We start from the raw sequence: 21561 nt of genomic DNA on the forward strand, positions 1-21561 counted from the left end.
TCCGTCTCGTCGGTTTTCACCCGTTAGAGGCAGGGCGAGCGAAATAGGCGGTGTGCCGGGTTTCGCCGTCGGATTACCGGGTAGCCGCCCCTCGTCCTAGCCGTGACAGCTACGAGGTGAGCCGGGGATGCCGAAGCGGGCGGTCACCGAACCCGGGCAGGAGCACGGACCGGAGCGGGAGCACGGACCGGAGCGCGGGCCGTTGGTCCTGGCGCCCTCCCGGTCCGGCGCCCATCCGGGCCCGATACGCAGGGCGATCCGGGGCAGCACGCTGATCCGGCTACTCGGCACCACCGACGCCAAGCAGATCGGCCTGCTCTACCTCACCACGTCGTTCGGCTTCTTCGTCATCGCCGGCGCGATGGCGATGCTGATGCGCGCCGAGCTGGGCCGGCCGGGACTGCAGTTCCTCTCGCCGGAGCAGTACAACCAGCTCTTCACCGCGCACGGCACGATCATGCTGCTGCTCTTCGCCACCCCGCTGGCGCTCGCCTTCGGCAACTACGTCGTACCGTTGCAGATCGGTGCGCCGGACGTGTCGTTCCCGCGGCTCAACGCGCTGGCGTACTGGCTCTACCTGCTCGGCGGTTCGCTGGTGCTGGCCGGCTTCCTCACCCCGAACGGCTCGGCGGACTTCGGCTGGACCGCGTACGCGCCGCTGAGTCGGGACCAGCACTCGCCGGGGATCGGCCCGGACATGTGGGTGATCGGACTGGTCCTCTCCGGCCTCGGCACCATCCTCGGCGCGGTCAACCTGATCACCACCATCCTGACCCTGCGGGCGCCCGGGATGACCATGTTCCGGATGCCGATCTTCACCTGGAACATGCTCTTCACCGCCCTGCTGGTGGTACTGGTCTTCCCACTGCTCGCCGCCGCGCTGCTCGCGCTCTACGCCGACCGCAGGATCGGCGCGCACGTCTACGACCCGGTCAACGGCGGCCCGCTGCTCTGGCAGCACCTGTTCTGGTTCTTCGGCCATCCCGAGGTCTACATCGTGGCGCTGCCGTTCTTCGGCATCATCACCGAGGTCATCCCGGTCTTCAGCCGCAAGCCGATCTTCGGCTACAAGGGCCTGGTCGCCGCGACGATCGCGATCACGATCCTGTCGATGACGGTCTGGGCGCACCACATGTTCGGCACCGGCCAGGTGCTGCTGCCGTTCTTCAGCTGGCTGAGCTATCTGATCGCCGTACCGACCGGAGTGAAGTTCTTCAACTGGATCGGGACGATGTGGAAGGGGCAGTTGACCTTCGAGACGCCGATGCTCTTCTCGATCGGGTTCCTGGTCACCTTCCTCTTCGGCGGGTTGACCGGGGTGCTGCTGGCCAGCCCGCCGGCGGACTTCCACACCACCGACACCTACTTCGTGGTCGGCCACTTCCACTACGTGCTCTTCGGCACGATCGTCTTCGCCGCCTTCGCCGGGGTGTACTTCTGGTTCCCGAAGATGACCGGCCGGCTCCTCGACGAACGACTCGGCCGGGTGCACTTCTGGACCATGTTCCTCGGCTTCCACGGCACCTTCCTGGTGCACCACTGGCTCGGCAACGAGGGGATGCCCCGCCGGTACGCCGACTACCTGCCGACCGACGGCTTCACCGCGCTGAACACCTTTTCCACGATCAGCTCTTTCGTGCTCGGCTTCTCCACGCTCTTCTTCATCTACAACGTCTGGAAGTCCTGGCGGTTCGGCCGGATGGTGGCGGTCGACGACCCCTGGGGCTTCGGCAACAGCCTGGAGTGGGCGACCAGCTGCCCGCCGCCGCTGCGGAACTTCGACCGGATGCCCCGGATCCGGTCGGAGCGGCCCGCCTTCGACGCCAAGTACGGCCCGCTCGTCGCCGACCTCGGCCGGGACATGCCGCAGCGGTCCACCCGACCGCCCCAGGTGGTCCGCGACGAACTGCGGCCCGAGACGCGTCACCCCGAGGGCGAGGTCCCGGCCCCCGAGGGGGCGCACGGCGCCGAGGCCGCCGTCGCGCACCACCCGCCGGCCGACTCCGGTGCCCGCCCCATCGAGGTGCCGGAGCCACACGAGGTACGCCGGCCGGCGTTCGAGCCGAGCAGGCCCGACGAAACCGTCGACGACACCGCCCGGGGCGGCCCGGACAGCCCGCGGTGGCGGACCGGACGGGCGCTCGGCGACGAGCAGCCGGAAGAGGAGGAGGACGGCCGATGACGACGAGCGGCGCACCGGCAGGTACCGGAATGCCGGTCAGTCCGCCGGCAACGCGACCAGGCCGGCGGCGCTGAGCGAATGCTGCACCGCCGGTTGTGCCCGAGCCAGCCGCCACCGGACCCCGGCCCGGTGTGCGGCATCCCGGCCGGCGACCAGGGCAGCCAGGGCCGGTCCGTCCAACTTCGCCACGTCGGTCAGGTCGATCGCCACTTCCGTCGGATGCCGGTCGGCGACCGCCTCGACCACCGCTTGGCGCAACTGCTCCGCGGTGTCCCGGTCGATCTCCCCGGTCACCTCGACCACCACCCGCTCCCCTGCCTGGCGCACCTCGAGCCGGGCCGGCGCTCCGCCCGCCTCGGCCCCGCCGACCTGCCACGGAGCCGGCGAGTCGGCGAGCATCGCCTGCCGCAGCCAGGTGAGCGCCCGGGAAAGCAGCCGGGAGACGTGCATCTGCGAGATGCCGAACCGGGCGGCGATCTCGGCCTGGGTCTGGTTGCCGTAGAAGCGCATGGCCAGGATCCGCCGCTCCCGCCAGGGCAGCCGGCCGAGCAGCCCGCTGACCGTCACCCGGTCGTCGACCGACTCGAGGTCGGAGTCGGACTCGCCGACGAGGTCGCCGAACTCCGCCGAACTCTCCCCGCCGACCGGGGCGTTCAGCGAGGCCGGGCTGTAGCCGGCCGCCGACTCCAGTGCCGCGAGGATCTCCTCCTCCGGCGTCTCCAGCCGGGCGGCCAGCTCGGCCACGCTCGGCGCCCGGGACAACTCGCTGGTCAACGCCGCCGTCGCCTGGCCGACCTCCAGGATCAGGTCGCGCAGCCGCCGCGGTACGTGCACACCCCAGGTCCGGTCCCGGAAGTGCCGTTTGATCTCGCCGACGATGGTGATCGCGGCGTACGCGGTGAACGAACCCCGTTCCGGGTCATACCGGTCGACCGCGTTCACCAGGCCCAACCGGGCCACCTGTTCCAGGTCCTCCAGTGGTTCACCCCGGCCGCGGTAGCGCCGGGCCAACCTGCCGGCGAACGGCAGGGCGAACCGGACGAGGTCGTCCCGGGCCTCCTGCCGGCGTTCCGGCGGCAGGCCGGCGATCCGCGCCGCGTATGCCAGCGCGGCCGCGTCCAGGTCCTCCAGCCCCCGCTCGGCCGGTGGTGTCGTGGTGATCTGTCCGAACATCCGCGCCTCCCTCAGGAAGGTCCCCCGCCCGGGATGCGAATCCGGTCATCGGTGCCGTACGGAACGTCACCGTGCCGGAAGCGAACATGTACCGAAACTGACGAGCGAACACCGCACACTGCGTTGCGCAGCGCGGTTGACCAGCAGCAGTCAGCGTTCTTCCCGCCCTGTAGGTACTCAATCACGCCACGTGACTGTCGCGAGGAGTTTTGCGATCAGGCGGATCAGCAGATCAGCAGACCCTGCGGGGCACCGCTGGCCCGCAGCCCGGCCAGCGCCTCCACCACCCGCAGCGGTGCGGGCGCCGGCAGGTCGTACGGCTGGTTCCGGAGTACCTCGGTGGCGTGCCGGGTGGCTACCGAGGTCACCGGGTAGCCCCGGGCGGCGACCCGGTCCACGGCCCGACGGCGGCGCCCGAAGGAGGCCACCGCGAGCCACTGCGGCAGTCCGGCCAGGGCCGGCGAGCGCAGCCCGGGCGGCTCCGGGAGTACGTCCAGCGAGCTGAACGGGGCACTGCCGGCGAGCCACCACTCCGCCCCGGCCACACTGCGCGCGGTGGCGTTCTCGCACCAGTACGGCACCAGGCCGGCCCGGACCACCTGCCACGGGTCGATCAGCCGCCCGCACTCCACCACGCAGCGGTCCCCGCTCTTGCCGGCCCCGCGCAGCCAGCTCCGGTACACGTCCGCGGCGGCGGCACTGAGCGCGTCCGGGCCGGGGAAGAGCACCCGGTGCAGCGGGCTGCCGGCGCCACGTACCCAGTCCAGCAGGCTCGTCTCGAAACCGGGCTCGACGCCCTGTTCGGCGTATCCGGTTCGGCCGCCCTCCGGAGCGTCCCAACTCGCCCCGTCACCGCCGGCCCCGCGCAGCACCTGCCCGAGCAGATCGCTGCCGGCCCGGTAGTCGGTCGGCTCCAGCCCGCTGGCCGGCCCGCCGAGCTGGAAGCTGTGCCCGTCACCGGCGTCGACCACCGGCCAGGTGCGCACGTCCCGCAGCAGCAGTACCGGAGCACCCGGCGCCAGCCGGCTGCCGAGGAACTCCCGGTACGCCTCCGACAGCCGGTCCCAGCGGACCACCAGGGAGACCGTCGAGCCGGCCAGTACGCCCCGACCGGCCGGATCGTGCACCTGCCGTACCCGCACCCCCGAGTTGCCCCCGATCACCCGGGCCGCGACCCGGGCGCCGTACGCCGACGCCTCGACCGGTTTGTCGACCCGGCCCTCCGGCCACTGCACCGACACCTCGAAGCCGGCCGGCAGCCAGGGCACGCCCATCGCGGTGGCCAGGTGCACCGCCCCGCCGTGCGGAGAGCCGATCACGACACCGGGGTACCAGCGCGGCGGGTAGTGCTCGACCATCCACCGGGCCACCCGCTCGGCGTCGAGCGCCCCGGCCTGGTCGGCGGTGAGCGCCGTGCGGGTGGCCGCCCGGGCCAGCGCGGAGCGGCGTACCGCCTCCGGCGCGCCCCGGAAGCGCGACAGCAGCGGGTGGTACCCGAGATCGGCGCAGTCCTGGCCACGGACCGCGCGGGACGCCACGGCCAGCAGCACCCGTCCGGTGCTCTCCGCCGACACGATGCGGTCCGGTCCGGGGAGCCCGGACCCGCCCGCGGCCAGCCACTCCTGTGTCTCCCGCACCGGGCCCACCTCCCTCGTCAGCGCTGCCCGGGCCTTCCCGTCCCGATCGGGTTCAAACGGGCGGTCAGCAACCTGCCGGGCGCAATTCGGAGGACGGGCCGTTATGTCCGGCCCCCGGTGCTCCCGGCCCGCCACGCCCGGGTGTCGGTCTGGTTTGCTCCGGGCGGGCCGAATCCGGATGATCGTCGGTTGTGACCCAGTTGAGCTTCGGACCGGCCGGCGGCCCCCGGTACGCCAGCTATTTCGCCGTCGCGGTCGTCCCGTTCGCCCTGGTGGTGGCGGGGGTGGCCGGCTGGCAGACGGCCTCCGGCGACGGGCTGCGCCCGATCGCGGTGGCGACCCTGGTGACCAGCCTGGCCGGCCTGCTGGTGGCGGTCGGTCTGGTACTGGCGGAACGGCGCGGCCGGGCCGGCCGGTCGGCGGGCCCGGACGGGATCCGTACCGGGCGGCAGGGCGTGCTGGCCTGGGCCCGGGTCACCAGGCTGAGCCTGCACCCCGGGACCGGCGACCAGCGACTGCTGGCGGCCTGGCCGGCCGGGGCGCGTACGCCGATCTGGCTCGGTTCGGTCGACGGGGCCGACGTCCCGGCCGACGAGGCGATCCGGCTGGTCGAGCAGTGGTCCGGCCGCCAGGTCGAACGCGCCTGATCCCACACGACCGTCAGCCGAGGTCGCACACGGCCGTCAGACGAGATCCCGAACGGGCGTCGGACGAGATCCGGCACGGCCGTCAGACGGGATCCCGGACCGACGTCAGACGAGGTCGGCGCCGTTGGCGGCGCGATGCGCCAGGGCCTCTGCCCGGCCGCGGACCGCCGTGCCGGCGCCCTCCTCGCCCCGGCCGGCCAGCAGGCCGCGCAGGTCGGCGAAGGGCTGTTCCGGCGCGTCCAGCGGGATCGACGGGTCGACCACCGCCTCGATCAGGGTGGGTCGGTCGGCGGCGAGCGCCTCCTCCCAGGCCGGCCCGATCTGGTCCGGCCGGTCGACCCCGATGCCGTGCAACCCGAGCAGCCGGGCCCAGCCGGCGTACGGGATGTCTCCGGCGCGTATCGCCTCCGGTGTCGGCAACCCGGGTGCGGCCGGCCGGTCCAGATCCGGCCAGGGCGCCCGGACGGGTTCGGCGTCCGGCCCGCGCTCCGGCTCGCCGCCCCGGCCGGTCCGGTCGGAGTTGTTGAGCACCAGCACCACCATCCGGGGATCCGGCCACTCCGGCCAGTGCTGCGCCACGGTGATCAGCTCGGCGAGCCCGCCGGACTGCATGGCGCCGTCGCCGAGCAGGACCACGACCGGCCGGTCGGGCTGGGCGAACTTCGCCGCGATGGCGTACGGCACCGCCGAACCGACCGAGGCGAGCGTGCCGCAGAGATGTGCCCGTACTCCGGGCGACAGTTGCAGGTGCCGGGCGTACCAGTAGGTCACGGACCCGACGTCCACCGCGACCGACGCGTCGACCGGCAGCCGGGCCGAGAGTTCCCGGAGCACCAGCCTCGGGTTCAACCCCCCGGTCCGCTCCTCGGCCCGGGCGTCGCACTCGACCCGGGCCCGGTCGACGGCCCCCTCGATCATGTCGCGCCAGTCCCGGTTGCGCCGCTGCGGCACCCGGGACAGCAGCGCCCGCAGCGTCTCCCGGGCGTCGCCGACCAGCGGGACGTCGATCGGATACCGGCTGGCCAGCCGGCTGCCGTCGATGTCGATCTGCACCGCCGTGGCCTGCCCCGGCACCGGGTAGTAGCCGGTCCACGGGTCGTTCGTGCCGACCATCAGCAGGGTGTCGCAGCCGGCCATCAGCTGCGCGCTCGCCGCCGTGCCGACCTGGCCGAGCACGCCCGTGTGGTAGGGCAGCCGTTCGTCCAGCACCGGCTTGCCGAGCAGCGAGGTCGCCACCCCGGCGTCGAGCCGGTCGGCGAGTTCGACGATCTCGTCGGCGGCGCCGTAGGCACCCTGGCCGACCAGGATCGCGACCCGCTGTCCCGCGCTGAGCAGTTGGGCGGCGGCGTTGAGGTCCTCCTCGTGCGGGACCACCCGGGCCGGAGGAAGGCCGGGCGCCGAGGCGAGCACTCCGCCGCCGTCGGGGTGCGGCATCCCGTCGGGTACGGAGTACCCGAGCAGGTCGTGCGGCACCACCAGGCAGGTCGGGCTCCGGGTCGACACGGCGGTACGGATGGCCTGGTCGACCAGGTACGGCACCTGTTCCGGCACGGCGGCGGTACGCAGGAACTGGGCGCAGGCGTCACCGAAGAGCCGGGGCAGCTCGATCTCCTGGTAGGCGCTGCCCAGCGCGCTGTACGTCTGCTGCCCGACGATCGCCACCATCGGCTTGCTGTCCAGCTTGGCGTCGTAGAGGCCGCCGAGCAGGTGCAGCGCGCCCGGTCCCTGGGTGGCCAGGCACACCCCGACCGTACCGGTGTACTTGGCGTGCCCGGCCGCCATGAATCCGGCCGCCTCCGGCTGCCGGGACGGTACGAACCCGGGGTCGCCGCCGGCCCGGCGCAGCGCGTCGACGATCAGCGCCACCCCCTCGCCCGGTTCCCCGAACACCCGGGGCACCCGCCAGGCGCGCAGCCGTTCGACCAGCAGGTCGGCGATGGTCCGGTCCGCCGTCACCGTGCTCGTCCGCACCGCCGACCGTCCGGGGTCAGCCATTGCGGTCCGCCGGGGTGCTGGCGTCGACGTAGCGCAGCACCGCGCCGACCCCGTCGGTGAGGTCGGGTGCCTGCTCGGGGCCGAGCACCGTGACTCCGGCGTCGGTGCCGACCAGCGCGCGGACCAGGGCGGCGTCGGCGCGTACCCGCTGCGGCTGCTCGACGGAGATGGCCAGGAGTTCGTCGGGACCGGTGGCGATGTCGGTCGGCTCCGGACCGATCCAGAGTTCGTCGGTCGAGGAGGGGTCGTCCACGATCAGCATGGTGTCCACCTGGCCGCGTTGCAGCGCGGTCACCACCGCGTCCAGGCCGGCGCCGACGTCGCGCTGCATGCCGAACCTGTCCAGGGCCACGTCGGCGTGCGCGGCGGCGACCTCGGCGATGGCCTGCACGGTGACGTCGTCGAGGGCGGTCTGGTCCGCGCCGGCGGCCGGGAACCCGGCGTCGGTCTGCACCACCCGGTCCTGCCAGAAGTCCGGGAGTTGGGCGGCGAGCAACTGCCGGGCCCGGGTCTCCCCGGCGACCACGATCACCTCGGCGCCGACCCGTTCGGCCAGTGCGGCGGTGGCCGAGGCGGCGTCGCCGGCGTTGCGCTGCCAGGCCAGCTCCGCCGCGTGCTGGTAGTGCGGTTGCGACCAGCCGCCCGGGTGCACCTTGCGCAGCGGCCACCGGTTGCCGCCCTCGACCCGGGCGTGCCGGGGTACGCCGCCGGCGCTCACCGCGTCCAGGCCGGCGCCGGTGCGGTTGGCGAGCACCCGGACCCAGGGGATCTGTTCGCGGCGCTGGGCGACCAGCGGCATGGTGTGCGCGACCGGGCCGTGCGCGGCGATGTCCTTCAGCGGCGGGGCGGAGAGGTACTCGGTGAGTACCACCTCGCCGCCGGTGGCGAACGCGGCGAGTCCGTAGTCGCCGGGAATCGGGTCGTGCCCCCGGACCACGGCGTCGAGGGCCGCGACGTCGCGCGGGTCGGTCCGCTGCTCCGCCAGCCGTTCCTGGAGGGCCCGCCAGCGCAGGTCGAGCGCGGGATGGGCGTCGTGGGTGTCCCGGGAGGCGTCCAGGTAGACCGACGTCCACGGGCCGGGATGGGCACAGATCGGACGTAGGAAGGACAGCTGCATGGGTCGTCCCCTCTCCTCGCGCCGGGGTTACCCACGCCGGTCGGCTTGTCACCTCGGCGGCCTCCTCCCGGCCCCGGCCGGTGCCCGAAACGCACTGAGCAGCCAGGAGTGAGCGGATCGTCACATTACGTGAAACACATTCACTCACTGCCGGTTCATTCGTCATGATCGATACAATTCGTGCTCGGGAGCGGACTCTCGGTGGTGAACGCATGGACGGTGAACTGTTTCCCGAACGGGTCGCCTGGCGCCCCGGACCGGTCATCACCGGTCACGTCGTACGGCTGATGGAGGGCTACTCCCGGGAGGTCCGGATCGGGCAGCCCGTCCTGGTCGCCGTACTCGGCACGGCGGCGGTGGTCAAGGTGGTGCTGCTGCTGATCGCCTCGGTGCTCCGGGCCGGTGCCGGCGCGGGCGCGAGACGGAAGTGGAAGGACCTGCGCAAGGGGCCGGAGTTCCTGGTGACGCCGCTGCGGGTGCGCGACGGCAGCGGTGTGCTCTGCGAGATGGAGATCCACGGACACCTGCCGCAGAGCGCGCTGGAACCGGCGGACCACATCCAGGTGACCGTACGTTCGCAGAAGGACGCCGGGCTCGCACCCCGGGTCGAGCGGATCGTCAACCTGACCACCGGTCAGCTGCTCACGCCGCGTACTCCGACCCTCTGGTCACACCTCGGCCCGGCGCTGCTGCTCCAGGCCGCGATCGGCCTGCTGCTGATCGGCGCGCTCGTCGCCTGGCTGGTGCTGGGGCGCTGACCCCGCCCGGCCGGGGTCACGCCGCCCGGCCGGGGTCACGGTCGGGCCGCGTCCTCCAGCGGCCGGTCCAGGCCGGTCGTCGGCTCCACCGCACCGCCAGCCTGGTCACCGGAAGCGACGCTGAGCAGGCCACGACGGCGGGCCCACCGCTCGAAGACGATGGTGGCGAACGGCGGCACCGCGCAGGCCAGCGCGACGACGGCGGTCAGCCAGCGCCACCGGCCCAGCCGGGCCACCAGCAGGACCAGACCGACGTACGCGACGAAGAGTCCACCGTGCACCGGGCCGAAGATCTGCACCGCGATCTCGTTGCCCGGCGGGCCGTACTTGACCGCCATCCCGACCAGCAGCCCCAGCCAGGAGATCGCCTCGGCGACCGCCGCCAGCACGAACAGCCTCACCGCCGTGCGGTGCATCCCGCTCCTCCTCCGCTGGTCGGCTCGACGCCACCGCCGGCCGACCGCCTCCGATCCGGTCCGGCTGACAGCTTAGGCGACGTCGCCGCCCCGCCCCGCCGGACCGGCCCCTGCGCACGATCGGTACCCGCCGTGGGGAGGAGGCCCTCACCCTCTCGGGTGAACCGGCCGGAGCCGTTCTACACCCAGCGGCGTACGGGTGATGCCCACCACGGGGGGACGTCAGGAGAGCGGTCACGGAGGATCATGAGGTCATGACGATTCATGGTCTCGGGGGCCGACCGTGATCGCACTGGTACTGGCGATCGTCTTGTCGGTGGCCTCGGCAGCGGCGTACGCGGGAGCGGCGGTCCTACAGGAACGGCTCGCCAGTCAGGCCGGACCGACGGGGGACGCAGGGCGGGGCTATCTCGGCACCGTCCTGCGCCGGTCCGGCTGGTGGCTGTCGGTGGCGGGCAACGGCGCGGGCGCGGCCCTGCACGTCGCCGCGTTGGCGTACGGGCCGCTCTCGGTCGTGCAGCCGCTGGGCGTACTCACCCTGGTCCTCGCGCTGCCGATCGCGGCGGCCACCATCGGTCGCCGGGCGTCGGCCCGGCAGTGGTCCGGGGCCGCCGCCACGGTGGCCGGCCTGGTGCTGCTGCTGGCGCTGACGCTGCCCGGGGCGGGCGACCACGACCTCCGGCCGGGGCAGGGCTGGGCGCTGACCGGGGTGGCCGGCGCGCTGGTGGCCGTGCTGGCTCTGGCCGGCCGGGCGAGCCGGTCGGCGTTGCCGCGCAGCCTGCTCACCGCGACCGCGGCCGGAATCGCCTTCGCGGTGGCCTCCGCGCTCACCCAACTCGTCTCCGGCGTCGTCGCCGACGGCGGAGCGCCGCTGCCCACCGTCGGCCTAGCGGTGGCGGTGGCCGGAATGGCCGCCGCCGGGCTGCTGCTCTCCCAGGTCGCCTACCGGGGCGTCGGCCTGGGCGCGCCGCTGGCCACCGTCACCCTGGCCAACCCGGTCGCCTCGGCCGCCATCGCCGTCCTGCTGCTCGGGGAGCGGACGGCGGGCGGCTACTGGGGCGGCCTCGCCGCGACGGCCGGTGCCGGCCTCGCCGCCTGGGGCGTACTGCGACTCGCCGCGGCCGACCAGCCCGCGCCGGGTCGGCGTCGGTCGCGGCCCGGGCGTCGGGGTCCGGCCCGGCTCAGGGGCGCGGTGCCGCTGCCCTGCCCGAACCGGTCGGCACCCGCCAGCCGCTCCCCGGTCGCCCCGGTCCGTGCCGGGCGGACCGCCACAGCACCACCAGCCAGACGACCCCGATCGCGGCGACGAGCGTCAGCCCAAGCCCTTCCAGCACCGGCATCAACACCGCCTGGACCGGGGTCAACCGGCCCAGGGAGCCGTCCAGGGTGAGCAGGCCGCGCGCGTCGGTGAAGACCAGGGTCAGGTAGAACGCGATCACGTGCATCGCGTCCCAGAGCGCGTGCAGGATCGCCACGCCCAGATAGGCGTAGAGCAGGCGCAGCCCGATCACGAAGTGCTCCCGCCCGCTCGGCGCGAAGAGCACACCGCCGAGGATGGCGGTCCAGAGCCCGTGCCCGACCGGCGCCACCAGGCCGCGCAGGATCTCCGTCTGCACCACCTGCACCACCGAGAGGCCCTGCACGGTGAAGAGCGCGATGAAGGCGTACCCGGCGGACTCCAGTGCGGAGAAGCCGAAGCCGACCGCGGCGCCGAGGATCATCCCGTCCCGGATGGTCTTCGCCGCGAGATGCCGGGTCAGCAGCGCCAGCGCGGCCAGCTTGGCGGCCTCTTCGATCAGGCCGACCCCGAGGAAGAGCAGCACCGACGGGCGCAGCAGGTACGACTCCAGCACGGCCGAGGCGAGGATCCCGAGCACGCCCCCGGCGAGGAAGGTGCCGAAGACCGCGCTCACGGTGACCTCGCCGGTGTCCCGGCGCTGGAACGCCCAGGCGACGAAGGTCACCGGCACCAGGAAGCTGCCGAGCAGCACCAGGGTGGGCAGCAGGGTGGGGTTGCCGGTGAGGAAGATGACCGCCACCGTGGCGAGCCAGAGCGCCAGGCCGACCAGGAAGATCCGCAGCCACTGACGGCGCGGCGCGATCGACACCGTCCACTGCCTGCCGACGCCGTCCATCGCGCCTCCGCACGGTCCGTCGCGCCCTGGTGGCCGATCCGGGGCTGGGTTCGGGGCGTACCCGCTGCGGTGGGGGTCGAACGTGCCGGCGATTCAAGGAGGCGGCACCTGACCGACGTACTTTCCTGAACGGAAAGTCGGTGTTACTTTCTTGATTGGAAAGTAGGTGTCCGGCACCGGGCACCGCAGCCGGGGCACCGAGGAGGATCGATGGAGGCCGAGCAGGCCCGGGTCGCGCTCGACGAGGTTCGCAGCCGCGACCAGCAGGTCCGGGCCGAACTGGCCCGGCAACATCCCGGCCGACCGTTCATCCTGCTGACGGTCGGCGGCTACTACCTGGCGATGGCCGGGCTGGACTTTCCGTTCCCGGTGCCGCTGCTCACCCTGGCCGTCGGCGCCGCACTGCTGGTCGCCGGGCACGTCGCGCAGGCGCGACGGTCGGCCGGCGGCACCGTGCGGTACCGCCGGAACGCCTGGAGCCCCGGCAACCTGCTGGGCACCGCCGGCTGGCTGGTCGGGCTCGCCGGCACGTACGCGCTGACCCGGCTGCTGCTCCAGCCGCTCGTACCGGGAGGATTGACCTCGGTCCTCGGCGCCATCCCGTCCGCCCTGGTGATGGCGGCCATGACCCGCTGGCTGTACCGGGTCGCCTACGGGCGCCCGCCGCTCTCCGACCCACGGAATCCCCCACGGACCGGAGCCCGGTGACCCGGCCCCGGTTCGACGAGCTGATCCACGCACCGGCCCGGCTCTCGCTCGTCGCCCTGCTCGCCCCGGTCGACGCGGCGGAGTTCAGCTATCTGCGTGAGCAGTTGGGGCTCAGCGACTCCGCACTGTCCAAGCACATCAGCGCGCTCGGCGCGGCGGGTTACGTCACCGTGCACAAGGAGAACCGGGGGCGGGGCCTCCGGCGTACCTGGGTGACGCTCACCGACGCCGGGCTGACCGCCTTCGACGGGCACGTCGCCGCGCTGGACGAGATCGTCGCCCGGGCCCGGCCGGGCGGTCCCGGCAGCGGCCGCCCGGCCGGTACCCCGGGCGCCGACGGCGGGCGGAACGCCGTCCCGGGACCCTCCGGAGCAGGCCCGGTCAGGTCTTCAGCACGACCTTGACGCAGTCGTCCGCCTTCTGCCGGAACATCTCGTAGCCGATCGGCGCGTCGTCGAGCCGCAGCCGGTGCGTGATGACAAAGCTCGGATCCAGCTCGCCGCGACGGATCCGGTCCAGCAGCAGCCGGGTGTAGCGCTGCACGTGGCACTGCCCGCTGCGCAACGTCAGCGACCGGTTCATCAGCGAGCCGATCGGGAACTTGTCGATGAAACCGGCGTACGCGCCGATCACCGAGACCGTACCGCCGTTGCGGCAGCTCATGATCGCCTCGCGCAGTGCGTGCGGCCGGTCGGTCTCCAGCCGGACCGACTGCTTGGCCCGGTCGTAGCCGGCCAGCACCGCCGAGGAGTGGTGCGCCTCCATGCCGACCGCGTCGATGCAGGCGTCCGGGCCACGCCCGCCGGTCAGCTCGCGCAGCGCCTCGACCACGTCGACCTCGTCGTAGTTCAGCGGCTCCGCGCCGGCCCGCTCCTGCGCCATCCGCAACCGGTACGGATAACGGTCGATCGCGATCACCCGCTCGGCGCCGAGCAGGTACGCGCTGCACATCGCCAGCAGCCCCACCGCGCCGGCACCCCAGACCGCGACGACCTCGCCACCGTTCAGCCCGCACATCTCGGCACCCATGTAGCCGGTCGGGAAGATGTCGGAGAGCAGCAGCACCTTCTCGTCGGGAAGATCGTCGGGGACCTTGATCGGCCCGATGTCGGCGAACGGCACCCGGGCGTACTCGGCCTGGCCGCCGGCGTACCCGCCGAGCATGTGCGAGTAGCCGAAGAGGCCGCCCGGCGAGTGCCCGAGCAGCTTCTCCGCGACCCCGGCGTTGGGGTTGGAGTTCTCGCAGAGCGAGTAGCGCCCGGCCTGGCAGGCCAGGCAGTTGCCGCAGGCGATCGGGAACGGCACCACCACCCGGTCGCCGATCCGCAGGTTCCCCACCTCCGGCCCGACCTCGACCACCTCGCCCATGAACTCGTGACCGAGGATGTCGCCGTGCTTCGTCGTCGGGATGTATCCGTGGTAGAGGTGCAGGTCGGAACCGCAGATCGCGGTGCTGGTGATCCGTACGACGGCGTCCCGCGAGTTCATGATCCGCGGATCGGGCACCTCCTCCACCCGGACGGTCTCCCGGCCCTGCCAGCAGTTCGCCTTCATGGACTACCTCCGGTGTCGGCGTCGGGTCAGCGGATCAGCGCCCGGTCCGTGGACGCGCCGGCTTCTGCCGTACCTGCTGCGGGGTGGCCAGCCCGGCCGGGCTGCCGTCCGACAGGACCACCTCACCGGTCTCGATGACCTGCTTGAACCGGCGCAGGTCGTCCCGGATCTGCTGCCCCGGTTCCTCGCCGAAGAGCTTCGCGATGGTTCGGCCGGCCGCCCCGCCCGGCGGCGCGTACGCCAGGTCGACCCGGACCTCGGTGCCCCGGCCGCCGGCCGCCCGGGCGAACCGGACCCGGCCCGCGTTCGGCACCCGGGCACCGCGCATCGAACGCCAGCTGATCAACTCGCTGAGGTTGTCCTCGACCAGCTCGGCGTCCCAGCCGACCCGGCGCCCACCGGGGGCCCGGACCGTCCAGTGCGACCGGCCGTCCCCGTCGCTCCGGACCGACTCCACGTGGTACATGAACCGGGGCAGGTTCTCGAAGTCCCGCCAGAACCGGTAGACCTCGTCGGCCGGCCGGTTGATGGTGACGGTGGCGCTGACCCGTAGGGCCCGGCGCGGAGCACCGGCGGAGCGCCAGCTACGTACGGCGGCCAGCACGTCGACCGCGGTGATCCCGGCGACGACGCCGAGGGTGGCGGCGACCCGCTGACGGCGTTCCCCGCGCCGCTGTGGCAGTGTCCGGGCGAGCAGGACCAGGTCCAGCACGTCTCCGGCGACCCGGGTCCAGGCCCAGCCCGCCGGCCGGCGGGTGAAGAGCAGGCCGGGGACGGGTACCAGTTCCCGGGCACCGATCGCCCGCAACACGGCGGGTCCGGCCGGCACGTCGTCGACCCCGATCAGCCTGCCGACCTGGGCGGGCGCCGCGAGCGCCGCCGCACCGAGGCCGAGGCTCAGCAGGCCGAGGGCGCGTGGCAGGAGGTGGCCGTCGGCGTCGGGCATCTCCAGCGTCTCCTCGGGCGGCTCCAGCGGTGCTCCGCGCATCGTTCCCCCGTTCGCCGTCGCTGGTCGTCGGATGCCGTGCACCACCACGTTATCGGGATGAACCCGAACAATCGTCGGAAAGCGTCAAACCGGCCAGGGCGAACCGCAAACCGGCCAGCGGACGGGCCCCGGTCTCTCCTCCGGAACCCGCCCGCGCCGGGCGTCGGGGCCGGCTCCGCCGCCGGCCGGTCGGCTACTGGCCGACCCGGTCCGCTACTGGCCGACTTTGATGCCGGGCTCGCCCGCCATGAACTGGATGACCTGGCGCGGCTCCCGGCCGGGGACGTTCGGGCCGCGCAGCTTGCCGATCGGCAGGATGACCCGGCGGAACGTGCCCTCCAGCATCATCGCCGTGGCGGTGTACCAGGCGACCACCGCGGAGGCGATCAGGATGTAGGCACCGGCGGTACGCCAGGGCGAGATGTCGGCGATCTGGCCCACCGCCAGACAGCTGGCCCCGGCGGCCAGGGTCCCCAGCACGAGGGTCAGGCCGATGTTGTCGGCCAGCGCGGCGAACGCACCGGACCAGGTGATCGCGGCGAGCGCGGCGAACCAGAAACCGAGCGCCACGAACGGGGTCGGCTGGACCAGTACGCCGATCGCGATCAGCAGGTAGAGGATGCCGTAGGAGAGCCAGAAGGCCCCCCAGATCCCGTGCATGGCCGTGGCCAGCCCGTCACGTGCCCGGTACGCCCACATGCCGGCGAGGAACTGCGCGAGCCCGCCCAGCATCGCGGCGAACGGGAAGAGGAACGTCTGCGTGTTGGCGTTGCCGTACCAGCCGGCGAGGTTCGTGGCGACGACGAAGGTGGCGGCCGCGTAACCGAAGAGTCCCAGGATCGATGGCGCCGCCACCGGCTGGAGCGAGATGTGCGCGTGGTTGCGCCAGAATTCGAACTCGCCGTCGTGGCCGTCATGGCCACCAGCACGGCCGGGCTGGGCCGAACGTGACATATGTGTCATCACAGGCTCCTTCTACGCAGCGGTTCGCACCGCTTTGACGCGGTCGGGCACGTAGCCACCGCCGACTACCCCGCGCGAGACCCGTTACACGGAGGTGGGTTCGTCCGGCGCCGGACCGCCCACGACAAACCGGCCGCCGACGCGCGGTACGCGTCGACGGCCGGCGAACGACCGGGCCCGGCGGGCCTGGGATGGATCAGCGCTTCTCGACCGGTACGTAGTCCCGCTCGGCCGCACCGGTGTAGAGCTGCCGGGGGCGACCGATCTTGGTCTCCGGATCCGAGATCATCTCCCGCCACTGCGCTATCCAGCCGGGCAGCCGGCCGAGCGCGAAGAGCACGGTGAACATCTTGGTCGGGAAGCCCATCGCCTTGTAGATCAGACCGGTGTAGAAGTCGACGTTCGGGTAGAGCCGGCGCGACACGAAGTAGTCGTCGGCGAGGGCGATCTCCTCGAGCTGCATCGCGAGGTCCAGCAGCGGGTCCGGCTTGTTCATCCGGGCCAGGACGTCCTGGGCGGCCTGCTTCACGATCGCGGCCCGGGGGTCGTAGTTCTTGTAGACCCGGTGCCCGAAGCCCATCAGCTTGACGCCCGGCTCCTTGTCCTTCACCCGCCGGACGAAGCCCGGCACGTCACCGCCGCTGGCCCTGATCTCGTCGAGCATCTCCAGCACCGCCTGGTTGGCGCCGCCGTGCAGCGGGCCGAACAGCGCGTTCACCCCGGCCGAGACCGAGGCGAAGAGGTTCGCCTGGCTCGAACCGACCAGCCGGACCGTCGAGGTGGAGCAGTTCTGCTCGTGGTCGGCGTGCAGCAGCAGGAGCATGTCCAGCACCCGGGCCACGACCGGGTCGACCTCGTACGGCTCCGCCGGCACCCCGAAGTTCATCCGGAGGAAGTTCTCGACGTACCCGAGCGAGTTGTCCGGGTAGAGCATCGCCTGCCCGATCGACTTCTTGTAGGCGTACGACGCGATGGTCGGGACCTTCGCCATCAGCCGCACCGTGGAGATCTCCACGTGCTCCCGGTCGAACGGGTCGAGGCTGTCCTGGTAGAAGGTGGAGATGGCGCTCACCGCGGAGGAGAGCACCGCCATCGGGTGCGCGTCCCGGGGGAACCCGTCGAAGAAGCGCCGCATCTCCTCGTGCAGCAGCGAGTGCCGCCGGATCCACTCGTCGAACTCGGCGAGCTGCTGGGTAGTGGGCAGCTCGCCGTAGATCAGCAGGTACGACACCTCCAGGAAGGAGGATTTCTCGGCCAACTGCTCGATCGGGTAGCCCCGGTAACGCAGGATGCCCGCGTCGCCGTCGATGTAGGTGATCTCGGAGGAGCAGGCGGCGGTGTTGACGAATCCGGGGTCGTAGGTGACGTACCCCGTCTCCTTCAGCAGGTTGCCCGTGGCGATGCCGGCTGGGCCGTCGACCGCGGGCTTGACCGGTATCGACAGCTGGCCGCCCGGGTGGTCGAGTTTGACATCCGTCATGTGATCCTCGCTTCGCCGGCAGAATCTACGTTGAATTGCCTTCACTTTTTACGGTAATCGTGCAGGGTAGCCGAGAACCTTCCGTGGTCGACGGGTGAGTGATGGATCACGCTGGTCACACGTTTGCGGCCGGACCGAAACCTGCTAGCCGTTTCTGACGGCGGCGAAATCCCCGACCCGTCTACCCCGGCCGGAGCCGTCGGCACCAGCGATCTGACGGGGGTGCGGTCAGCCGTGCAGCGGGCGCAGGGTGCCGGTCTCGGTGACCTGGAACACGTCCACGGTGTTCCGGCCCGGCAGGAAGAGCGACTCGTCCGACACCAGGGCGCCGAACCGCTGCCCGCCCGGGTCCGGCGCCACCACCGGGACCACCGCGCCGATCCGGCCGTTGACCGCCACCGCCAGCAGGGTCCCGTTCGGCACCGAGTCGGGCACGGTGCCGTAGACCAGCGCCGGCAGCCGGCCGCCCGCCTGGTCGATCCGATCGAAATCGGACCGGTTCCGCACGGTCACCGAGCCGGCCGCCGGACCGAGCGGAAGCTCGGCGACGGAGCGACCGATCAGTTCCGGTCGGGGCTGCGCCGGAAGTACCGGACCGGCCCGCCCGGCGACCACGTCGGCGAAGACGCCGGCCGGCACCGTACGCGGCTGCCCCGGCTGGTCGTAGTAGTGCTTGTCCCCCGGCGCCCGGGTGGTACGCAGCGCCGAGGCGCCGTCGGTCCGCCACGGCACCTCGACGCCGGCCAGGTCGGCGACGGTCGGCAGCAGGTCGACGTGTTCCCAGTTGCGGTCGTCGACCGCACCGGCCCGCTGCCCCGGCCGCTTCACGAAGAGCGGCACCCAGAGCACCTCGCCCGGCGCCCGCTCGACCGCACCGAGGCCGCGCCCCTGCACCCCCGGGGTGAAACTGACCCCGTGGTCGGCGGTGAGCACCACCAGCGCGTCGTCGTAGAGGCCGGTCTCGTCCAGCCGGCGCAGCGTCTCGCCGAGCAGCCGGTCGGTGTACTCCAGTTGCAGCAGGTGACGCCGGTGCGCCAGCTCGACCCAGCCGTCCCCGTCGTTCGGCATCCCGTCCGGGGACTCGTAGCGGATCCCGGAGGGCAGGTAGTTCCACGGCGAGTGCGGCAGCAGCAGGTGCAGGAAGTGCAGGGTGGGCCGGACCGTCGGCCGGAGGGTGGCGAGGAAGTCGGCGAACCGGGCCGGCTGGTTCTCGTCCAGCGCACCCCAGCGGAACTGCGGATCGGTCGGCGGCGGCGGCCCGTCCGCCTTCCCGGCCTCGCGCCGGGTGATCTCCCGGTAGGAGTCCTCGGGGTCCCGCTGTCCCGTCTCCGAGGGCGAGACGATCTGCTCCAGCAGGGTGGCGCTCTCCCGCAGCAGGGTCGGCAGGCCGCCCCGGGCGGAACCGGCGGCCCGGTCCGGGCAGAGTCGCGGCGGGCAGAGCTGGGTGATGCTCTCCTGCGCCCTGATCTGGTACGGCCCGGCGAACGCCGTGAAGAGGTTGTCCGGATAGCGGGAGTGGTGCGGCGCCTGCTGCTCCCCCGGATACCGCCCGGTCAGCATCGCCGGCAGCGCGTACGGGGTGTAGCCGGCCACCCCGGTCGCGTTGCGGTACCAGGTCGACTCCCCGGCCAGCCGGGCGAAGTTCGGATAGCGGCGGGCGTCGATCCCGCCGGTGCCGTCCAGCAGGGAGGTCAGCGGGAACTCGTCCAGGATCAGCATCACCACCGGCGGGTGGGTGGTGCCGCCCCGGCTGGTCCCCGCACCGGCCCCGGACCGCTCCCCCGGCAGCACCACGGCCGAGGCGGGCGAGGCGAAGACGAAGAGCAGCACGAAGACGAGCGGACCGACCGCGGCGACCCGGAGCACCTGGCCGGTGACCTGCCAGCGCCGGTACGCGTACGCCCCGGCGGCGCCGATCAGCAGCGCGAGCCCGACCAGCGGCACACCGCGTACCGGGGTGAGGTGCTTGCCGACCTGGATCGCCAGCGCGGCGAGCAGCAGGCCGAGGGTCACCGTGTGCAGTACCGTCCGGACCAGCCGGCCCCGGTCCGGCCCCGCGACCCGCCGGGCCAGCAGCCCGAACAGCGCACCGGTCCCCCAGAGCACCAGCGGCGGCGCCACCGTGTACGCCGCCACCAGCAGCAGGATGTCCCGCCGGTCGGCGCCGTGGAAGAGGAAGAAGTCCGGGCTCTTGCCGGTCACGTCCAGCAGCGGCTGGGTGATCACCAGGCCGCAGAGCGCCACGATCTCCACCAGGGCCCGCGCCTCGACCCGGCGCCACGACCCGGCCACCGCTCCCGGCCGCTCCGACGCGCCCGACCCGGTGGTACCGGGCTCAGCCACGCGGTGTCCCGAGATAGAGAGTGCGGGTGCCGGACGGGAGTTCCAGCCGGCGGACAATGTCGCACCGCTGCCCGAGCAGCCGCTCGAACTCGTCCCGGCGGTAGTCCGGGAAGAGCCCGGCCGGCTTGTTGGCCAGCAGCCGGGCCGCCATCGGGTCGTCGGGGTGCACGAACTCGACCACCAGCCGGTCAGCGGAGCCGGCCGCCGGCAGCAGCCCGACCAGCCAGTCGACGATCTCCGGCAGCGGGACGTTGCGCCCGATGGCGAGATGGTGCACCACGGCCAGCGCGAGCACCGCGTCCGCGCTGGCCCGCTCGGCGAAGGAGCCGCGCTCCACCCCGCGCCAACCGCCGCCCGGCGAGGGGTCGGCCAGGTCCATCACCAGCGGCAACACCCGACGTTCGCCGTCGGCCCGCAGCCGGCGGTAGAGCTGGTCGACCACGGCCGGGTCGCTCTCCACCGCGACCACGTAGTCGGCGTACCCGGCGGCCAGCCGCGAGTACGTGCCGTCGTTGGCGCCGAGGTCGAGCACCAGCCGGGACCGGTTCGCCTCGGCCAGGGCCTCGGTGACGAACCGCTCCTTGGCCTCCCGGTCCGCGCCCGAGTAGGTGCAGGTCTCCCGGTAGCCGGACCAGTGGCTGGCCGGGGGCTGCCAGTCGAGCCGGCCGACCAGCTTCTCCAGCGCGCGCAGGGTGGCCAGGACCAGGTCCCGGGAGAAGCCGGCATCCTTCAACTCGGCCCGGACGGCGCCGGTGCTGGCGGCGGCGTACCGGGACTGGATCGCGTCGTGCAGGTGGACGTGCTTGAGCACCCCGGCCCGGAACCGTCGGGTACCGCCGAAGAGCTTGCGCAGCTCGCCCGCCTCGATCCCGTCGATCCGGGACCGCAGCCACGGCTGGAAGTCCAGCCCCAGATGCGCCTGGAGCAGCAGCGGATAGAGCAGGGTCTGGCAGAACTGCCGGTAGCCGGCCCACGGTTCGCCGTCGCGGGCCGGCTCGAACGAGCCGACGTCGATGAAGACCGGCTCGGCGCCCCGCCACTGGAGGTTGTACGCCGAACCGTCCTTGGTGGTGAAGCCGGCCGGCACGGCGGTACGGAGGATCTCCAGGTGCAGCAGCGCGGCGTCGCGCAACATGGCGAACGACCACTCGTACGGGTACGACACGAACGGGATGCGCTCGTGCCGGAGCACGGTCGCCCACTGCCCGGTGAGGTTCGCCGGCAACGTCGCCGGGTCCGCGGTCTCGGTGCCGCAGATCTTGCCGTCGGCGAGCAGCCGGCCGAAGAACTCCGCCTCGGCGAGCGCCCGCCAGTCCTCGGCACCCTCGGGGCCGAGCCCCCGGAAGACCTGGCCGTCGGCGTGCAGGACCCGGTTCGCCGGGTCGCGGAAGGAGCCGGGATCGGCTCGGGGAACGGAATCGGAGGTGGTGGTGGACGTTGCCGGGACGGGAGGTGGTACGACCAT

Annotated in this window: 17 protein-coding genes and 1 pseudogene; 6 read left to right on the forward strand and 12 right to left on the reverse strand. The window is 72.8% G+C overall.

Features of this window, described 5'->3' with window-relative positions:
- Positions 1 to 127: 127 nt before the first annotated feature.
- Positions 128 to 2182, forward strand: coding sequence for an aa3-type cytochrome oxidase subunit I (gene ctaD, locus V1634_RS13005; protein WP_331208029.1), 2055 nt, complete (start codon positions 128 to 130; stop codon positions 2180 to 2182).
- 36 nt (positions 2183 to 2218) lie between these two features.
- On the opposite strand, the gene V1634_RS13010 is transcribed toward ctaD, so the two are convergent.
- Complete coding sequence (locus tag V1634_RS13010; protein ID WP_331208030.1) at positions 2219 to 3355, reverse strand: SigB/SigF/SigG family RNA polymerase sigma factor; 1137 nt, start codon at positions 3353 to 3355, stop codon at positions 2219 to 2221.
- A 224-nt stretch (positions 3356 to 3579) separates the two neighbouring features.
- Positions 3580 to 4992: a hypothetical protein gene (locus tag V1634_RS13015; RefSeq protein ID WP_331208031.1), complete on the reverse strand. Its 1413-nt coding sequence runs from the start codon at positions 4990 to 4992 to the stop codon at positions 3580 to 3582.
- A 191-nt stretch (positions 4993 to 5183) separates the two neighbouring features.
- On the opposite strand from V1634_RS13015, the gene V1634_RS13020 reads away from it, so the two are divergent.
- Positions 5184 to 5639: a hypothetical protein gene (locus tag V1634_RS13020; RefSeq protein ID WP_331208032.1), complete on the forward strand. Its 456-nt coding sequence runs from the start codon at positions 5184 to 5186 to the stop codon at positions 5637 to 5639.
- A gap of 105 nt (positions 5640 to 5744) precedes the next feature.
- Here V1634_RS13020 and V1634_RS13025 read toward each other — a convergent pair whose 3' ends face one another.
- Positions 5745 to 7634, reverse strand: a complete 1890-nt coding sequence (locus V1634_RS13025; RefSeq protein ID WP_331208033.1) for a thiamine pyrophosphate-binding protein — start codon at positions 7632 to 7634, stop codon at positions 5745 to 5747.
- A complete protein-coding gene (locus V1634_RS13030; protein WP_331208034.1) occupies positions 7627 to 8751 on the reverse strand; it encodes a baeRF2 domain-containing protein in 1125 nt (374 codons plus the stop codon). Before V1634_RS13030 ends, V1634_RS13025 begins: the two co-directional genes overlap by 8 nt.
- 212 nt (positions 8752 to 8963) lie before the next feature.
- Between V1634_RS13030 and V1634_RS13035 the strand changes: the two genes are divergently transcribed.
- Positions 8964 to 9509, forward strand: a complete 546-nt coding sequence (locus V1634_RS13035) for a hypothetical protein (RefSeq protein ID WP_331208035.1) — start codon at positions 8964 to 8966, stop codon at positions 9507 to 9509.
- Between the two features lie 35 nt (positions 9510 to 9544).
- Here V1634_RS13035 and V1634_RS13040 read toward each other — a convergent pair whose 3' ends face one another.
- On the reverse strand, positions 9545 to 9925 hold the full coding sequence (locus V1634_RS13040; RefSeq protein WP_331208036.1) for a DUF3817 domain-containing protein: 381 nt from the start codon (positions 9923 to 9925) through the stop codon (positions 9545 to 9547).
- A 283-nt stretch (positions 9926 to 10208) separates the two neighbouring features.
- Between V1634_RS13040 and V1634_RS13045 the strand changes: the two are divergent.
- A pseudogene (locus V1634_RS13045) lies at positions 10209 to 11027 on the forward strand (DMT family transporter); the annotation flags it as partial.
- A 79-nt stretch (positions 11028 to 11106) separates the two neighbouring features.
- Here the strand turns inward: V1634_RS13045 and V1634_RS13050 are convergent.
- Positions 11107 to 12060, reverse strand: a complete 954-nt coding sequence (locus V1634_RS13050) for a PrsW family glutamic-type intramembrane protease (protein ID WP_331208037.1) — start codon at positions 12058 to 12060, stop codon at positions 11107 to 11109.
- Between the two features lie 210 nt (positions 12061 to 12270).
- Here V1634_RS13050 and V1634_RS13055 point away from each other — a divergent pair, with 210 nt between their 5' ends.
- Complete coding sequence (locus tag V1634_RS13055) at positions 12271 to 12768, forward strand: hypothetical protein (protein ID WP_331208038.1); 498 nt, start codon at positions 12271 to 12273, stop codon at positions 12766 to 12768.
- The gene (locus tag V1634_RS13060) at positions 12765 to 13172 is read left to right on the forward strand and encodes a winged helix-turn-helix domain-containing protein (RefSeq protein WP_331208039.1); all 408 of its coding nucleotides are present in this window, start codon (positions 12765 to 12767) and stop codon (positions 13170 to 13172) included. Before V1634_RS13055 ends, V1634_RS13060 begins: the two co-directional genes overlap by 4 nt.
- Here V1634_RS13060 and V1634_RS13065 read toward each other — a convergent pair.
- The 6 genes from V1634_RS13065 to V1634_RS13090 all read right to left on the reverse strand — a co-directional run bounded on the left by V1634_RS13065 (position 13150) and on the right by V1634_RS13090 (position 21561).
- A complete protein-coding gene (locus V1634_RS13065) occupies positions 13150 to 14322 on the reverse strand; it encodes a zinc-dependent alcohol dehydrogenase (RefSeq protein WP_331208040.1) in 1173 nt (390 codons plus the stop codon). The genes V1634_RS13060 and V1634_RS13065 overlap by 23 nt on opposite strands.
- Positions 14323 to 14356: 34 nt before the next feature.
- Positions 14357 to 15310 carry an SRPBCC family protein gene (locus tag V1634_RS13070; RefSeq protein ID WP_331208041.1) on the reverse strand — a complete coding sequence of 318 codons (954 nt, stop codon included), beginning with the start codon at positions 15308 to 15310 and terminating at the stop codon, positions 14357 to 14359.
- Positions 15311 to 15523: 213 nt separating this feature from the next.
- Positions 15524 to 16273 (reverse strand): acetate uptake transporter family protein, encoded by a 750-nt coding sequence (locus V1634_RS13075; RefSeq protein WP_331208042.1) that lies wholly within the window; start codon positions 16271 to 16273, stop codon positions 15524 to 15526.
- A gap of 196 nt (positions 16274 to 16469) precedes the next feature.
- Positions 16470 to 17753, reverse strand: a complete 1284-nt coding sequence (locus V1634_RS13080) for a citrate synthase (protein WP_331208043.1) — start codon at positions 17751 to 17753, stop codon at positions 16470 to 16472.
- Between the two features lie 228 nt (positions 17754 to 17981).
- The gene (locus V1634_RS13085; protein WP_331208044.1) at positions 17982 to 20096 is read right to left on the reverse strand and encodes a sulfatase-like hydrolase/transferase; all 2115 of its coding nucleotides are present in this window, start codon (positions 20094 to 20096) and stop codon (positions 17982 to 17984) included.
- Positions 20089 to 21561, reverse strand: coding sequence for a class I SAM-dependent methyltransferase (locus V1634_RS13090; RefSeq protein ID WP_331208045.1), 1473 nt, complete (start codon positions 21559 to 21561; stop codon positions 20089 to 20091). The genes V1634_RS13085 and V1634_RS13090 overlap by 8 nt, the downstream gene beginning before the upstream one ends.

The organism is Plantactinospora veratri, assembly GCF_036421995.1.
In the GTDB taxonomy this organism is placed as follows: domain Bacteria; phylum Actinomycetota; class Actinomycetes; order Mycobacteriales; family Micromonosporaceae; genus Plantactinospora; species Plantactinospora veratri.

Excerpts from the sequence above, each read along its gene's own strand:
- ctaD (WP_331208029.1), top strand. The coding sequence starts at position 128 with ATGCCGAAGCGGGCGGTCACCGAACCCGGGCAGGAGCACGGACCGGAG.
- V1634_RS13010 (WP_331208030.1), bottom strand. The coding sequence starts at position 3,355 with ATGTTCGGACAGATCACCACGACACCACCGGCCGAGCGGGGGCTGGAG.
- V1634_RS13025 (WP_331208033.1), bottom strand. The coding sequence starts at position 7,634 with ATGGCTGACCCCGGACGGTCGGCGGTGCGGACGAGCACGGTGACGGCG.
- V1634_RS13030 (WP_331208034.1), bottom strand. The coding sequence starts at position 8,751 with ATGCAGCTGTCCTTCCTACGTCCGATCTGTGCCCATCCCGGCCCGTGG.
- V1634_RS13035 (WP_331208035.1), top strand. The coding sequence starts at position 8,964 with ATGGACGGTGAACTGTTTCCCGAACGGGTCGCCTGGCGCCCCGGACCG.
- V1634_RS13040 (WP_331208036.1), bottom strand. The coding sequence starts at position 9,925 with ATGCACCGCACGGCGGTGAGGCTGTTCGTGCTGGCGGCGGTCGCCGAG.
- V1634_RS13050 (WP_331208037.1), bottom strand. The coding sequence starts at position 12,060 with ATGGACGGCGTCGGCAGGCAGTGGACGGTGTCGATCGCGCCGCGCCGT.
- V1634_RS13055 (WP_331208038.1), top strand. The coding sequence starts at position 12,271 with ATGGAGGCCGAGCAGGCCCGGGTCGCGCTCGACGAGGTTCGCAGCCGC.
- V1634_RS13065 (WP_331208040.1), bottom strand. The coding sequence starts at position 14,322 with ATGAAGGCGAACTGCTGGCAGGGCCGGGAGACCGTCCGGGTGGAGGAG.
- V1634_RS13070 (WP_331208041.1), bottom strand. The coding sequence starts at position 15,310 with ATGCGCGGAGCACCGCTGGAGCCGCCCGAGGAGACGCTGGAGATGCCC.
- V1634_RS13075 (WP_331208042.1), bottom strand. The coding sequence starts at position 16,273 with ATGACACATATGTCACGTTCGGCCCAGCCCGGCCGTGCTGGTGGCCAT.
- V1634_RS13080 (WP_331208043.1), bottom strand. The coding sequence starts at position 17,753 with ATGACGGATGTCAAACTCGACCACCCGGGCGGCCAGCTGTCGATACCG.
- V1634_RS13090 (WP_331208045.1), bottom strand. The coding sequence starts at position 21,561 with ATGGTCGTACCACCTCCCGTCCCGGCAACGTCCACCACCACCTCCGAT.